Source organism: Acidicapsa acidisoli (assembly GCF_025685625.1).
In the GTDB taxonomy this organism is placed as follows: domain Bacteria; phylum Acidobacteriota; class Terriglobia; order Terriglobales; family Acidobacteriaceae; genus Acidicapsa; species Acidicapsa acidisoli.
Genome location: NZ_JAGSYI010000002.1, coordinates 993,001 through 1,007,550 on the forward strand (window position 1 = coordinate 993,001; position 14,550 = coordinate 1,007,550).

Annotated in this window: 12 protein-coding genes; 5 read left to right on the forward strand and 7 right to left on the reverse strand. The window is 59.5% G+C overall.

Annotated features, from left to right (window positions below; translation table 11 throughout):
* Positions 1–62: 62 nt before the first annotated feature.
* Positions 63–803 (reverse strand): bacillithiol biosynthesis deacetylase BshB1, encoded by a 741-nt coding sequence (bshB1, locus tag OHL23_RS14100; RefSeq protein ID WP_263352547.1) that lies wholly within the window; start codon positions 801–803, stop codon positions 63–65.
* 33 nt (positions 804–836) lie between these two features.
* The gene (locus tag OHL23_RS14105) at positions 837–2,315 is read right to left on the reverse strand and encodes a hypothetical protein (RefSeq protein ID WP_263352548.1); all 1,479 of its coding nucleotides are present in this window, start codon (positions 2,313–2,315) and stop codon (positions 837–839) included.
* 268 nt (positions 2,316–2,583) lie between these two features.
* On the opposite strand from OHL23_RS14105, the gene OHL23_RS14110 reads away from it, so the two are divergent.
* The 4 genes from OHL23_RS14110 to OHL23_RS14125 all read left to right on the forward strand — a co-directional run bounded on the left by OHL23_RS14110 (position 2,584) and on the right by OHL23_RS14125 (position 6,519).
* Positions 2,584–4,443 carry a bifunctional homocysteine S-methyltransferase/methylenetetrahydrofolate reductase gene (locus tag OHL23_RS14110; protein ID WP_396127374.1) on the forward strand — a complete coding sequence of 620 codons (1,860 nt, stop codon included), beginning with the start codon at positions 2,584–2,586 and terminating at the stop codon, positions 4,441–4,443.
* Positions 4,444–4,484: 41 nt separating this feature from the next.
* Positions 4,485–4,706, forward strand: coding sequence for an exodeoxyribonuclease VII small subunit (locus OHL23_RS14115; protein ID WP_263352550.1), 222 nt, complete (start codon positions 4,485–4,487; stop codon positions 4,704–4,706).
* A gap of 181 nt (positions 4,707–4,887) precedes the next feature.
* Entirely contained in the window at positions 4,888–5,643 is a 756-nt protein-coding gene (locus tag OHL23_RS14120) for an SDR family NAD(P)-dependent oxidoreductase (RefSeq protein WP_263352551.1), read from the forward strand.
* Positions 5,644–5,670: 27 nt separating this feature from the next.
* Positions 5,671–6,519, forward strand: coding sequence for a fumarylacetoacetate hydrolase family protein (locus OHL23_RS14125; RefSeq protein WP_263352552.1), 849 nt, complete (start codon positions 5,671–5,673; stop codon positions 6,517–6,519).
* On the opposite strand, the gene fucP is transcribed toward OHL23_RS14125, so the two are convergent.
* The gene (fucP, locus tag OHL23_RS14130; protein ID WP_263352553.1) at positions 6,516–7,829 is read right to left on the reverse strand and encodes an L-fucose:H+ symporter permease; all 1,314 of its coding nucleotides are present in this window, start codon (positions 7,827–7,829) and stop codon (positions 6,516–6,518) included. The two genes, OHL23_RS14125 and fucP, sit on opposite strands and share 4 nt — an antisense overlap.
* Positions 7,830–7,846: 17 nt before the next feature.
* Entirely contained in the window at positions 7,847–8,707 is an 861-nt protein-coding gene (locus OHL23_RS14135; protein ID WP_263352554.1) for an amidohydrolase family protein, read from the reverse strand.
* 110 nt (positions 8,708–8,817) lie between these two features.
* Between OHL23_RS14135 and OHL23_RS14140 the strand changes: the two genes are divergently transcribed.
* Positions 8,818–10,023 (forward strand): thiolase family protein, encoded by a 1,206-nt coding sequence (locus OHL23_RS14140; RefSeq protein WP_263352555.1) that lies wholly within the window; start codon positions 8,818–8,820, stop codon positions 10,021–10,023.
* A gap of 8 nt (positions 10,024–10,031) precedes the next feature.
* On the opposite strand, the gene OHL23_RS14145 is transcribed toward OHL23_RS14140, so the two are convergent.
* Genes OHL23_RS14145 through OHL23_RS14155 form a run of 3 tightly spaced genes read right to left on the reverse strand, consistent with a single transcriptional unit; the run spans position 10,032 to position 14,547 of the window.
* Complete coding sequence (locus tag OHL23_RS14145; RefSeq protein WP_263352556.1) at positions 10,032–11,504, reverse strand: NADH-quinone oxidoreductase subunit N; 1,473 nt, start codon at positions 11,502–11,504, stop codon at positions 10,032–10,034.
* Positions 11,501–13,033 carry a complex I subunit 4 family protein gene (locus OHL23_RS14150; RefSeq protein ID WP_263352557.1) on the reverse strand — a complete coding sequence of 511 codons (1,533 nt, stop codon included), beginning with the start codon at positions 13,031–13,033 and terminating at the stop codon, positions 11,501–11,503. Before OHL23_RS14150 ends, OHL23_RS14145 begins: the two co-directional genes overlap by 4 nt.
* Positions 13,033–14,547, reverse strand: coding sequence for a complex I subunit 4 family protein (locus tag OHL23_RS14155; protein WP_263352558.1), 1,515 nt, complete (start codon positions 14,545–14,547; stop codon positions 13,033–13,035). The genes OHL23_RS14150 and OHL23_RS14155 overlap by 1 nt, the downstream gene beginning before the upstream one ends.
* Between the last annotated feature and the right edge of the window lie 3 nt (positions 14,548–14,550).

Below are 14,550 nucleotides of genomic sequence, written 5' to 3' on the forward strand. Positions count from 1 at the left end.
AACGTAATTATTGCCTGTATTTCTGATAGACGGCGAAGTCATGAAACGAGTGGCTGTAAGGCTCAGATCGACTGAACTGGGATCAGTGTCAGGTCGTCGACCAGCCCTACTTCGCGTTGCACAAAGGGTTCGCCGTATCGCACTCCGGCGAGGAGGCCGTAGTGTCTGGCTTCGGCGAAGGTCCGCTCGCGAATCTCTTCTTCCGGAACGAACAATCCCCCGCCCTGCGCCTGATTTGCATACTGCGACTTGTAGGCCATCAGCGAGGCGTGGCGCTGCTCGATGAATTGTGTAATATCCACTATGAAGCTGGGGCGCACGTCGGCGTAGAGGCTGGCGTAGACGATCTTGAAGGGACGATGCGGCGGCAAAGCCTCTACGCCCATCCCTTGCAGGCGGGAAAGTCCCGCTAGAAAACAGGCTTCGTAGCCGAGCGTGGAGCAGGTGGCGTGGTCCGGATGGCGGGCTTCCCCATACGGCAGAATTACTACCCTGGGCCGTAATTCGCGGACGACTCGCGCAATCTTGAGGCGATTTTCCAAGGTGTTCGAGACTGCGCCGTCGGGTAAGTCCAGCGCCTGCCGGTGGGTTACGCCGAGGATTCGGGCTGCCTCTTCGGCTTCAGCAGCGCGTTCCGTGGCGCTGCCACGGGTGCCGGATTCGCCTTGCGTCAGATCCAGAATTCCGGTGCGGAGGTTGCGCGCGGCCATGCGGAGGAGCGTGCCGCCGCAGGTCTGTTCGACATCGTCGCGGTGAGCTGCGATGGCCAGCACATCGACGGAAGGATCGGATGTGCTGGTCATCTGCTGGTCATGTGTAGCTCAGTCTGCATTGCCTTAGTAGACCGTGTTGTCTCCGTCTGTGATCGCGTCCATGTAGGCCACGTCGTAGGCGGTACCGGTGACGGTGACGTAGAAGTTGTTGATCGCCGATCCGTCGGTGGTCGAGTAGATATACACCTGGCCGCCTTCGGCGATGTAAACCTTGTTCAGACTGGTCACTGCGGCGATTCCCGTCAAGTCCCCCTGATACGGTTCGATCAGGGACACCGTGTTGGTGGACGTGTTGAACATTGTGAGACAGCCGTAGGGCTGGCCGGTCGCGTATCGCTCTCCCTCGGTGCAGCGAATGCCTCCGAGCCAGAGCGTGTTGTTATCGGCCAGAACCATGCGCGTCCGCTGACCTGGGGAGCTGTCACTGACGGAAATCGGGCTTCCGGCGGTGCTATTGGTGAGATTGATCGGGGTGAGATATCCGGAGAACAACTGGCCTGCCGCCAGAGTGCCGGTGGGAGATCCCTCTCCTAATACGTAGAGCGTGTCGACGTTGTCCGGACCGCCCGTCGCTTCCAGGGCGTTGCTGGCGCCGCCGGGCACCGCGATTGTGCTCTTTGTGAGAGCAGACGTGGTAGGAAGCGAGCCTTCCTGCTGGCCATCTGTCACGTTAAAGGGACCGGTCGGCAGAATGCTGACAGAGGAGGCGTTGCCGCCGCACTCGGGACCGCAGTTCAGGATGTAGATCGAGCTGCCGTCTTCGGAGAAGACGCCTTTGACCGGCCGATCGAAGCTCAACGGCGCACCGTAAGCGACGTTGAACTGCGTATTCATATTGTCCGGGCTCTGCATCTGCGCCAGGCACATGCCGGGTTTATTCTTCGGTTCGCAATCGACGTAGGGAGCCGGCCAGGTTTGATTCGTCAGGTAGAAGGCGGCGAGCGCGGCGGAGTCGGCGGAGGTCAGTTTCCGCGGATAGTAGGCGTAGTTGGAGTTCTGAACGAAGGCCAGCATGATCGTCCCGCCGGGATTCATCGAGACGTGGTTCACGCCGGGCAGGCTCAGGGCGTAGGTATTGCCCCCGGCCTTGTCCACTACCGTGAGCACGTTGGCCGACTGGCTGGCAGCAATGACCCATAACTGATTGCGTGAGACGAAGACGCTGGAGGAGAGTCCAGCGAGGGTCGCGGCGGAGCCGATTACGGACTCCTTCGCGTAGTTGATCAGGGTGAAGCTTCCGTCGCCCGATCCGTACACGGCGCCGATCTGCTCTTCGGGCATGTTTTGAATGGTGCTGGGCAGCGCGCCGCTATAGCCGCTGATGCTGAACGAAGGGACCTTGTCGTTGAAGCTTTGACGGATGTCGTAAAACGCGTCTACGAACTGAAGCAAGCCCTTGCTTGCCGCGCTGGGGTTCTGAATCGCGATGAGCACCCGATTGGCTATGCCGCTGGGTGGCAAAACACGGCCATCAAAATAGAAATTGTTTCCACAGCCCGCCAGTACACCCGCGGTGACAATCGCCGCCAAGGCGCAAATCACGAGACTTCTCTTCTTCAAAATCCTATACCTCAAATCAACAGGCTGACTGGCAAAGTATAACAAAGCGGGCATTGTACCCGCGCCCGGCCCAAGGGGCCGACTCGATATCCCGCTCGAACTGCTGTGAAAGAGAGTCTCGAATCCGTCTCCGCATTGGACGCAAATCAATGAACAAGGACAGCCGACTTGCAAACGCGATAGCATGATTTGTAACGTGCGAACCTTGAAGGAAATTTTTGCCGACCGGCCGGTGCTCTGTGACGGAGCGATGGGAACCGTCCTCTACGCTCGCGGAATCTTTATCAATCGCTGCTACGACGAGCTGAATCTCTCCGATCCCTCGCTGATCCTCTCGATTCACGAGGAGTATTTGCAGGGGGGAGCTGAAATTCTGGAGACGAACACCTTCGGGGCGAATCGCTTTCGCCTTGCCCGGCATGGATTGGCGAGCCGGACTGCGGAGATTAACGAAGCCGGTGTCCGTCTTGCGCGGCAGGCTGCCGAGCATCTCAAAGACAAGCAGGCGGGCGACGCCTGGGTAGCCGGATCGGTCGGCCCGCTTGGAGTGCATCTGGAGCCGCTGGGAAAGACCGGGCTGGAAGAGGCCCGCGCGGCATTTGCCGAGCAGATTGCCGCCCTGGCGGCGGCAGGCGCGGACATGCTGATGATTGAGACGATGCCCGCCCTGAACGAGGCTCGCGAGGCTCTGCTGGCGGCGAAAGAAACCGCTCCGGGATTGCCGGTCTTTGTGATGGTGACGGTGGATGATGACGGCAACTGCCTGGACGGATCATCCCCGGAACATGCGGCGACGATGTTCACCGAACTGGGAGCCGATGCGATTGGCTGCAACTGCTCTACGGGACCGGCTACCGTCCTGACGGCGATTGAGGCGATGCGGGCGGTTACTTCCCTGCCGCTGGTTGCGATGCCCAACGCCGGAATGCCGCGGGCTGTCGAGGGGCGCAACATCTATCTGTGTTCGCCAGAGTACATGGCGAGTTTTGCGCGCAAGGCCATCAAGGCCGGGGCGCAATATGTGGGTGGCTGCTGCGGAACTACGCCGAACCATATCCGGGCAATGAAATCGGCTATCCGCGCAATCGATGCTCAGAATCGCAATGAATCTCGCGATCAGGCGAATCCTAAGAGCGGGGTCGAGGTTCTTGGAGGCGCTTCTTCGGCGCTCAATGCAGAGATCCCGCCTGCGCCGCTTGCCGAGCGCTCCCAGATCGGCTCACTTGTGGCGGAAGGGACGTTCGTTACGCTGGTGGAGATCGTTCCGCCGCGCGGCATCGATTGCCATAAGGAGATCGAGGGGGCGCGGCTACTGGCTTCGCTTGGCGTACATGCGATCAACGTGCCGGATTCGCCGCGCGCTTCGGCTCGCATGAGCGCGCAGAGCCTGTGCATTCAGATTCAGCAGCACACCGGGATCGAGACGGTGCTGCACTATACCTGCCGCGACCGCAATGTTCTCAGCATTCAGTCGGACCTGCTCGGAGCATCGTCAATCGGATTGCACAATATTCTGTGCCTGACCGGCGATCCGCCCAAGCTGGGTAATTATCCCGATGCGACGGCGGTGTTTGACGTGGATGCGATTGGTCTGGTGAACATCGTGCGGAAGCTCAATTATGGCTTCGACATTGGCGGCAACTCGATCGGTGCCTCCACCAACTTCACCATCGGCGTTGCAGCCAACCCCGGCGTGCCGGACATTGAGCAGGAATTGCGCCGATTTGCCTGGAAGGTGGAGGCCGGCGCGGAATATGCCATTACCCAGCCGGTCTTTGACCTGCGATTGCTGGAGACATTCCTGCGCCGTATTGAGGAGTTTCGAATCCCGGTGATTGCGGGAATCTGGCCGCTGACCAGCTTGAGGAACGCCGAGGTGCTGCGCAATGATTTGCGTGTTTCGGTGCCCGAATCTGTGATGCTGCGCATGGCCCAGGCGGATTCGCCCGAAGCTGCCCGTGCGGAGGGCGTAAGCATCGCACGTGAGATGCTGATGGAAGCCCAGCCGATGGTGCAGGGCGTTCAGGTCAGCGCACCTTTCGGCCGGTACGCGCTGGCTGCCGAGGTCATTGCATCGGTCCTGCCGGAAGCAACAGGGCCGACACGCTAAACTGCTGCGGATCGGGCCACAAAAAGGAGCAAAGAGCCTGTATGGCTAACTTCGAAGACTCGCTGAAGAAGCTGGAAACGATTGTCGCGCAACTGGAGCAGGGCGATCTGGCTCTCGAAGAGTCCCTCAAGTTATTTGAAGAAGGCGTAGGCCTGTCGGCTGCCTGCAAGCAGGAGCTGGACGCTGCGGAAGGTAAAGTTCAGATGCTGGTGAAACAGCGCGACGGCAGCCAGAAACCTGAACCATTCCTGGCGGAGAGCTAGCCCGGCTGCTTCTAGGGCCATCGTTCAACTGGCCGTCAGCATGTATGATTTTTTGAACAGGATTGCCTGCTCTCAGGGAAGGCCTGTTCTAATTACTTCGATGCCTGAATCCAATCAAGACACAATTTCCAAATCCGAAGCCGCAGATTCGACGGCGCCTACCTCAATCCATGAAACGGCAGTGCGCGAGCCTTTTCGGCTAGACGGCCTGCACGCGCTCGTCACCGGCGGGGCAAGCGGCATCGGCGAGGCAACCTCGCGGGAGCTTGTTCGCGCAGGCGCGTTCGTCTGGATCGCGGACATCAACCTGACCGCGGCGAAGGCGCTTGCCTCCTCGCTGGGCAACGCTCAGGCCGTTTCCATGGATGTAACCTCAGCACAGTCCATAGAAGAGGCCGCTCTGCAACTGCCGCAACTCGATATTCTAGTGAACAATGCCGGGATCGGACATGTGGGCGGCATCGCAACGACACAGGCCGAGGATTTTGACCGGCTCTTGAACGTCAATGTCCGATCGGTTTTTCTGGTTACGCAGCGATTGCTGCCGCTGCTGCTGGCAAGCCCCGCAAAAGGCTCGATTGTGAACATCGGCTCGGTGGCCGGAATGATCGGAATCCGGCAGCGCTTTGCCTACTGCACTACGAAGGGTGCGGTGCTGGCCATGACGCGGCAGCTCGCGGTCGAGTACCCCAAGGAACTGCGGGTTAACGCCATCTGTCCCGGCACCGTGGAAACACCCTTTGTCGAAGGCTATCTGGACAAGTACCACGCGCATGAGAAAGAGAAGATTCGCGAAGAGTTGCGCGCGCGCCAGCCGATGGGACGCCTGGGACAGCCGGAAGAGGTTGCATCAATGGTGCGATATCTGAGTTCTCGCGAGGCCAGCTTCATCAGCGGTTCGCTATTCACAATCGACGGCGGTTGGACTGCCGCTTAAGCCTCTGTAACTCGAACGGGAGTTGGCATGAAATTAGTTTCCTTTTCTGAATTGAATAGACCTGCTGGTCCCGGTTCGATCCGTCCCGGAGTCCTGTTGGACGAGGGCAGCCGGGTAATTGATCTCACCACAGCCGGCCACGCCGATGCGCTGGCGGCAATCACCGCCGGAGTGACGGCGCTCACGAATGGCGGCGCGTATCGCGGCTACGCTGTCGACGAAATCAAGCTGCATGCGCCGCTCTCGAATCCGCCGCGCATCTTCTGCATCGGGCTCAACTATCGCGACCACGCCATCGAGTCCGGCATGGAGATCCCCAAGTTTCCGGTGGTCTTCTTCAAGATGGTGCCGTCGATTGTCGGGCCTGGCGACACAATCGTGATCCCGGAGATTACGAAAGAGCCGGATTATGAGGCCGAGTTTGCGTTCGTGATCGGAAAAGGGGGATTTCAGATTCCCGCGAGCAAGGCGATGGATCACGTCTACGGCTACACGATCATCAATGACGTTAGCGCTCGCGACATTCAGTTCTCGACGTCGCAATGGTCGCTCTCGAAGAGCCTGCCCACATTCTGCCCGATGGGGCCATCGATTGTGACTGCGGACGAGATTGCCGACCCGCATGCGCTCGATGTGCAACTCGCAATCGACGGCGAGGTGCTGCAGCACTCCAACACGCGCGAGCTGATCTTCAAGATTCCGGAGTTGATCGAATACATCTCGTCGATCACGCCGCTGTTGCCGGGAGATATCGTCTCCACCGGGACTCCTTTTGGCGTGGGGCTGGGGCGCAATCCGAAGCGCTGGCTTAAGGCGGGCGAGACCGTGACCATCACCATCGAAGGCCTGGGACAACTGACAAATCCAGTTGCCTAGGCCGCGGTTGTCTTCGCGGGACGCGCTCCGAACCAGGCGTAGAGCGCGATGCCGAGGAAGCATGCACCGGGCACACTGTAGGCGACATTTACGCTCATCGCGTCGGAGATCTTGCCCATGACAGGCGTGAGCGCGGCTCCGCCGATGATGGCCATCACCATCAGCGATCCGCCTGTCTTTGTTCGCGATCCGAGGCCATGAATCCCCAACGCGAAGATCGTCGGGAACATCATCGACATGAAGAAACTGCTGCACAGCAGGCAGATCACACCGACCCAGTTGAGCTGAGTAATCGCCATCAGCACCAGAAGGACGTTGCAGGCGGCAAAGATGCTGAGCAGCCGATCTGGGCGAACGTATTTCAGCAGCCACGCTGAGAGGAAGCGGCCAATGGCGAAGGCTGCGAGGGTTCCGGTGAGCATGTACCCGGCGACGCGCTCGGGCACTCCGGCATACGACTGCACATACTGGATGAAGTAGCTCCAGGTGCCTACCTGCGCGCCGACGTACAGGAATTGCGCCACGACGCCAAGGATAAAATGCCGCTTGAGCAATGTTCCAAGGCCGTCGCCGGTGCTGCCCTCTTCGTGCTCCTCTTCGACGTCGAGCGATGGGAACTTAGTGCGAGCGATGAGAAAGGCCAGGACCAGCGCTGCTATCCCGAGCACGAGATAGGGCGTCACGACGCGGATGATCTCTGAGTGCAGGTAGGCGGAGTATGTGCCATCCGCCTTCTTCGCTGCGATTTGACCTGCCGTCAGTTCCACGCCGGAAAAAATAAAAACCGTGCCGACCAAGGTGGCCGTGATGCTGCCTAACGGATTGAATGCCTGGGAGAAATTGAGCCGCTGCTCGGAGTTCTCCGGCGCACCCATCCGCACGATGATTGGATTGGCCGCCGTCTCAAGGAAAGACAGGCCGGAAGCGATGACGAACAGAGCCAACAGGAAGAAGCTGTAACTTCCGGCATTGGCTGCCGGCCAGAAAAGAAAGGAGCCGCTCGCGAGCAGGCACAACCCGGTCAGAATACCGAGCTTGTATCCGAAGCGCCGCATCAGGATTCCCGCCGGAATCGCCAAGCCAAAGTATCCCAGATAGAATGCCGTCTGAATGAATCCAGCCTCGAATCGCGTCAGGGCGAAGGATTTCATGAACTGGCGAATGAGGATGTCGTTCAGGTTGTTCGGAATCGCCCACATATAGAACAACGCCGTGACCAGCACAAAAGGCACCATGCGACCCGGCGGGACAATGGGCTGGTTCGACTCGCGCATCGGGTGAGTCTGCGAACTGGGAACAGTAATGTTCAAGTTAGTTCCACCTCGTCTTAGTAACTTGATTCGTCGAGCCTGTAGAAGCGCACGGCATTGCGGCCAAAGATCATTTCCTGCTCGTTCCGGCTAAGCTCTGATACAAAATCCTTTACAACATTGGCCCATCGCACATAACCACAAGCTGCGGCGCAGACAGGCCAGTCGGAACCAAAGAGCAACCGCTCCGGCCCGAAGGCCTCCAGCGCTGTCTCGACATAAGGCCGTAAATCGTCAACTGTCCATTCGTCGAAGTCGGCTTCGGTTACCATGCCGGAGAGCTTGCACGAAACATGAGGCCTTCGCGCAAGCTCGCGGATATGGGTTCGCCATGGCTCCAGTTCGCGGACGGCGATCAATGGCTTTGCGATGTGATCCAGGACCATCGGCTGCTCTGGGTGTTTGTCCACAAACCGGATCGCGGCGGGCAACTGGCGCTCGAAAATCAAGACATCGTATGTCAAGGAGTAGCGTTGCAGCAGTGCGATGCCGGAATTGAAATCATCGCGGGCCATGTATTCATCGGGCTCGCCCTGCAGCACGTGCCGCACTCCCTTCAGCTTCGGGTTTGCAGAGAGTGTATCGAGGGTCCGTTCGACATTCGGATCAATCAGCGGCACCCAGCCGACTACGCCCGCGATCCTTGGCTCTTTGTCAGCTAATTCGAGCAGCCATTCAGTTTCCGCCAGAGACTGGCAGGCCTGCACGGCAACCGTCGCGTCGATTCCTGCCTCGTCCAGCAAGGGCAGCAAATCCGCAGGCAAAAAATCCCGCCGGATGGCCGCCATCGAATCGTTGATCCAGCCAAATTCTTCGCGGGTATATTGCCAGAAATGCTGGTGCGCATCGACACGCATCGGTTTCGTTTCTATAGACATAGGCAACGCAATCGTATCCGCTCACACACAGGGTTGGCTATGGTATTCTCCGCGATGGTGGTCCCTGTCCGGAACCGTTTGTCATGGGACGAGCATCCAAGAGTGAAGTTATGAAGCCGATTTACATCGCCGCCTATTCTCAGTCCAAATTTGGCAAGTTGCTGGCCGTCACACAGGAGCAGATGATCGCGTCCGCTGTCGCAGGCGTCTGCGCCGAGATCGGGGTCACTGCTGACCAAATCGACTCCGGTTCCATCGCCGCTGCGTGCAACTTCTCGCTGCACCAACAGGGGTTGATGGCTGGCCTACTCGCTGGAGTTCCGGGGATGGCTGCGAAGCCCCTTGAGGCCGTCGAAAACGCTTGCGCCTCGGGAGGACAGGCGGTGCTTTCGGGCATCTACAAACTCCAGGCGGGGATTGGAGAAACGGCAATCGCTGTCGGGCTCGAAAAGATGCGCGATGACCAAGGCCGTGCCGACGGGGTTCGCGTCGGCGCTGCGCTCGGATATTTCTCCGACCCGGCCGAGCGGGGAGGCAAGACCTTTGTCTTTCCGCATATTTTTGCCGAGATCATGCAGCAATACATGCAGCATTGGTCGGTTTCGGAAGCCGAACTTGCGGCAATCGCCGTGCAGGAATACGCCAATGCCAGGCACAATCCGTTTGCGCAGATGCAGAAGGTCGAGGTGACTCTGGAGCAGGCCACAACGATAGGCGGAAACAATCGCTATCTGATCGATGGCTTGCCGCTCAAGACGTACGATTGCTCGCAGATTACGGATGGCTACGCCGCCATGATCCTTGCGACGGAAGAGGGCCTGAAGCGGCTCGGAGTCGACCGGCATAGCTGTGTGCAAATTGCAGGCTGGGGGCAGGCCGTCGACCCGCTGCAACACCAGCAGCGCCATGTGCTGGAACCGGCTGGTGCGTACCGGGCGATGCGCGGCGCATATGCCATGGCGGACATCACGCCGGCGGAGATTCAGGCTGCCGAGATTCACGATTGCTTTACGGTGATGGGCGCGCTGGGCACGGAGATCCTGGGCAAGGCCAAGCCCGGCAAGGGTGCGGCTTATTGGGCCGACGGCAACGCCGGCCCTGACGGGGATTGCGGTATTAACACTTCGGGCGGTCTCATTGCGAAGGGACACCCGGTTGGCGCAACGGGCGTTGCGATGATTGGCTGGGCGGCCTGGCAATTACTGAGCAAGGTACCGGCTCCGTTGCAGGTAGGCAACGCGGAACACGCGGCGACCTTTAACATCGGTGGACCGGTCTGCGCTTCGGTCTGCACGGTGCTGCGCGGCCCGCAATAGCCTTCCAATCAGCCGAGCGGAATCCAGCCACTGAGGGCGCTTGGAAATACGCCAAGCAGAGCTACTGCGAGCGCGATGATCACGAGAGTTGCGAGTTCGACGAATGAGATCAGCAGCGGCTCGGTCTGCGCTGATTTCACCACGTACACCCGCTTCAGCACCTGCAGATAGTAGAAGAGAGAAATTGCACTGGCGCCCAACGCCAGCGCCACGAGGGGCAGACCCCAATGGCCAGCGGTTGGCGAGCGCAGCACAGAAGCAAAAAGATTGAACTTGGCCCAGAAGCCGACTAACGGCGGAATTCCGGCGAGCGACAGAAGAAAAATCAGCATCGACCCCGCCAGAAGCGGATTGCGCCGGCTTAAGCCTGCGAACGCATCCAGCTTGTCGCTCCCTGTCGAACGCTCCACGATGGAGATTACTCCAAAAGCTCCGATGATCGTTAACGCGTAGGTCAGCGTGTAATAGAGGACCGACGCGCTGCTCTGGGGTGTGTGGGCGGCGATTCCAAGCAGCATGTAGCCTGCGTGTGCGATTGCCGAGTAGGCGAGCAGCCTGCGAACGCTGGTCTGGACCAGCGCTGCAAGATTGCCGAGCACGATGGAAGCGAAGGCCATCCAGACCAGGACCATGATCCATGGGGGATTTTGACCGTAAGGCTGGCTTCCGAGTACGCCGTCGGTCAGCGCAATGAGCACGGAGAAGCTGGCAACCTTGGAACCGGATGCGATCAGCGCAGCGATCTGCGTGGGCGCTCCCTGGTAAGTATCCGGAGCCCAGAGATGAAACGGCACTGCGGCGATCTTGAATCCGAGACCTGCGGCGACTAGCACCAGGGCCACGACCAGCAACGGACTGATGCTCTGCGACGCGAGGGCTGTGGCGATCTCAGACAAATTCGTGCTGCCGGTGAGGCCGTAGAGATAGCTGAAGCCGAAGAGCATCATTGCGGCGGACATGCCGCCGAAGAGGTAATACTTGAGAGCCGATTCCGCCGACTGCGCGGAACTCTTGGCGAACGCCGTCAGGACGTAAAGCGACAGGCTCAACAGCTCGAGTGCAACGAAGATGATCAGCAGATCACGCGCCGCCGTGACCAGGAGCATGCCGGTCGCGCTCAACAGCACAATGGCTGCATATTCGCCGGGATTGCGGGAGAACTCCGCTTTGACGCTTAGTAACAGCACCAAGGCTGTCAGAATCAAGATTCCGATCTGCGCTGCGGCCACGAGCGGGGTTGCCGCCAATGCGTCCGTGGCGAGGCTTGCTGTCTGAGGATGCGCGGACAGCCAGAGGACCGACGACAGACATCCGAGCACCCCCAGCACACACGCAGCCGCCATGCGGGTCGATTGCGCGCTCTTGCGCAGCCAGCCCAGATCGACGACCAGCACGAGCAGGGAGACTATTTCCAGAATCGTCTCTGGCAAAGTGACTGCAAACAGGTTGCCGTAATTCACGCCGTTTACAAGCGAGTTCATTGCCGGCCTCCCGTGAGCAGAACGTGAGGCATTGCCTGTACCGCTGGTGCGATTACGTCGAGCAGAAGACGCGGGTAAAGACCGATCACGAGACTTGTTCCAGTGAGCAGGATTACACCGGTCTTCTCCGCCCAGGTCACGGGCTCATACTCTGGTATTGGGACGCTGGCTCCGCTTGAGTCAATCGCTGGCAGGTCGCTGAAGAAGACCCGCTGCATGGCTCGCCAGGTGTAGGCGACACCGATGACGATTCCGAGACCGGCCAGCACGGCGAACCACGGGAATGCACGCCATGCGCCAACGAGAACCTGCACTTCCGCTACAAAACCGCTAAAGCCCGGCAATCCCATCGAAGCCATTCCGGCGATGACAAAGAGCCATGCGGCAAAGGGCATCGCCTTGCCCAGTTGCAGCCTGCTCAAGATTCCCAGATCCCTAGTGTGGGTGCGTTCGTAGACGATGCGGCCGACCGTTGCGAAGAGCAGGCCGGCGAGGATTCCATGCGAGAACATTTGCAATACCGCGCCATCGATACCGATCTGCGTCAGTGTCAGCAGGCCGAGCAGAACGAGCCCCATGTGGCTCACACTGGAGTAGCCGATGACAAATTTGAAGTCGTTCTGTACCAGGGCGACCACTGCGCCGTAGAGGATGCCGATGACGGCGAAGAGCGCGAAGACCGTGCGCCAGGAATCGATGCCCAGGACTGAGAATCCCCATGGATCAAGGCCGTGCGGGAAAAGCGTCATCGCAACGCGCAGGCAGCCGTAGGCGCCCAGCTTCATGACTACGCCGGCCAGCAGCATGGAAGCGGCGGTTGGCGCGGCGACGTGACCTGTAGGCGCCCAGGTGTGAAAGGGCCACATGCCCGCGAGAATTGCGAAGCCGGTAAAGACCAGCGGGAAGGCCCACATCTGGAAGCTGATAGGAAAGGGATACTGCGCGAGTGCCTGCAGATTCATCGTGTGGCTGCCTGCCGTTGCGTAAGCCGCCAATAAGCCGATCAATACCATCGCGGAACCTGCAAACGAGTAGAGAGCCAGTTTCATTGCTCCGTATTCGCAGCGGGTCGAGCCCCAGATCGCGATGAGGAAATACTTGGGCACGATCGCGATTTCGTAGAAGACAAAGAGCAGAAAGACATCTACGGAAAGAAAGACGCCGTAGACGCCTCCGATCAGCGCCAGAAAGAAGGCGAAGAACTCGTTGGCGCGATCCCCTTCTTTGTCGCCGATGTTCCACGAGAAAAGAATTCCGGCGACTGCAGCGAGGCCGGTGAGCAGTACCAGAACCCGGCTGATGCCGTCGGCAGCCAGCGTGTAGCGGATGCCCATCGCCGGAATCCACGCGACATCGGCGACGGCTACCGGGCCTTGCGCTCCTGCAGCGACAAAGCTCATGAGGGCCACGGCCAGCCCGATTACGGCCACTGCCAAGGCAATGACTCGAACAATTGCCGCGGCGGCTCTCGGCATCATCGCCAACACCAGCGCGCCCGCGAATGAGATGTAAATCGTGAGGGCCAGCATCAGAATCTCCACCCCGCAAGCAGGTGCATCACAGTAGCATTGATTGTTCCAAGAGCCAGTTGCGGTACAAGGCCGAGTACCGCCATCAACACAAGGGCCGGGGCAACGGCCAATCGCTCAACCGCGGTTAAATCCGGAAACGCGTTCCATCGCTCCGGCAGCGGTCCGCTGAAGACGCGCTGAATCACGGTGAGAATCACTGCCGCAGTAATCAACAGTCCCAACACAGAGACTGTCGCGGAAACCCAGCTTAGCGGGAAGACTCCGCGGAAGATGAGGAATTCACTGACGAAGCCGTTCAGGCCCGGCAAGCCGAGCGAAGAGAAGAGCGCGATGCCCATCAGTCCACAGAAGACCGGCGCGGGCTTGCGCAGTCCTCCGAAATCGTCGATTCCCAGCAACCCTCCGGAGCGCTCCTCGAGCAGAGTCAGGAACCAGAAGATGGCGGCTGCGGTCAAACCATGGTTAAACATCTGCAGCACCACGCCATCGAGGGCTGCGGTCTCGCTCAGGCTCGTCGCCCCACTCGATCCTGAGGGCAGCGCAACGGCAAAGATAGCCAACAGGCAATAGCCGAGATGATTAACCGATGAGTATGCAAAGACTCGCTTTAGATCTTTCTGAACTGCAGCGGCCCATGCGCCGGCAACCACCGTAAGCGTGGCCAGCACCAGCAATGGTGTTCGCACCTGGGCGAGTTCGTGGCCGAAGATTGGCAACGCCAGCCGCAGCAGGCCGTACACGCCCATCTTGGACATGGCTCCTGTCAGCAGCATCGTGACCGGCGTCGGAGCTTTTGAGTATGTAGCGGGAAGCCAGGTGTGGAATGGCATTAGCGGTACTTTCACAGCAAAACCAAGCAGTACGGCGAGAGCGAGCCAGAGCGTAATCGGTCCGAGATGGGCCTGAATTGCGGTAGCCAGTTCGCCGGTCGCGGCCATCTGTGTCAACACCTCAAAGTCCATGCTGCCGGTGGCGAGAAACAGAGCCAGAAAAGCTAGTAGCAGCGCGACGGAACCGACCATAGTGTAGACAAAGAACTGCGTAGCCGCCGGGCCACGTCCTTCTCCGCCCCAGAGTTTGATCAGAAAGAACGCAGGGATCAGGCTGAGCTCCCAGAACAGGAACCAGTGGAAGAAGTTGAGTGCTGTGAAGGTTCCGAAGAGGCCGGACTCCAGCAGCAGAATCAGCGCGAAATAAAGCCCTGGCTGGCTGGCGACTTTCCTTGATGCCGCGATTACCATCAGCGAAACGATTGCGGCAAGCAGGAGCATCAACGCACCCAGCCCGTCGACACCGAGGTGGTATTCGATGCCCAAGCCGGGAACCCAGTCGGCGCGCTCGGCAAACTTCATTGTGCCGTCGGTCCCAATGCCGAACCAGACCCTGGCCGCAAGCGCGAGCGAGACTGTTCCGGCAACGAAAGCCACGCTACGAGCCACTGCTGCACGATTACCTGCCAGCAGCGCGATGACTGCGGCTACCGCGGGGATTGCGGTCAAAACGGTCAGCATGGG

What these genes read in the sequence shown, in the direction of transcription:
- bshB1 (WP_263352547.1), bottom strand. Translation starts at nt 803, where the DNA reads ATGACCAGCACATCCGATCCTTCCGTCGATGTGCTGGCCATCGCAGCT.
- OHL23_RS14110 (WP_396127374.1), top strand. Translation starts at nt 2,584, where the DNA reads ATGGGAACCGTCCTCTACGCTCGCGGAATCTTTATCAATCGCTGCTAC.
- OHL23_RS14115 (WP_263352550.1), top strand. Translation starts at nt 4,485, where the DNA reads ATGGCTAACTTCGAAGACTCGCTGAAGAAGCTGGAAACGATTGTCGCG.
- OHL23_RS14125 (WP_263352552.1), top strand. Translation starts at nt 5,671, where the DNA reads ATGAAATTAGTTTCCTTTTCTGAATTGAATAGACCTGCTGGTCCCGGT.
- OHL23_RS14135 (WP_263352554.1), bottom strand. Translation starts at nt 8,707, where the DNA reads ATGTCTATAGAAACGAAACCGATGCGTGTCGATGCGCACCAGCATTTC.
- OHL23_RS14140 (WP_263352555.1), top strand. Translation starts at nt 8,818, where the DNA reads ATGAAGCCGATTTACATCGCCGCCTATTCTCAGTCCAAATTTGGCAAG.
- OHL23_RS14145 (WP_263352556.1), bottom strand. Translation starts at nt 11,504, where the DNA reads ATGAACTCGCTTGTAAACGGCGTGAATTACGGCAACCTGTTTGCAGTC.
- OHL23_RS14150 (WP_263352557.1), bottom strand. Translation starts at nt 13,033, where the DNA reads ATGCTGGCCCTCACGATTTACATCTCATTCGCGGGCGCGCTGGTGTTG.
- OHL23_RS14155 (WP_263352558.1), bottom strand. Translation starts at nt 14,547, where the DNA reads ATGCTGACCGTTTTGACCGCAATCCCCGCGGTAGCCGCAGTCATCGCG.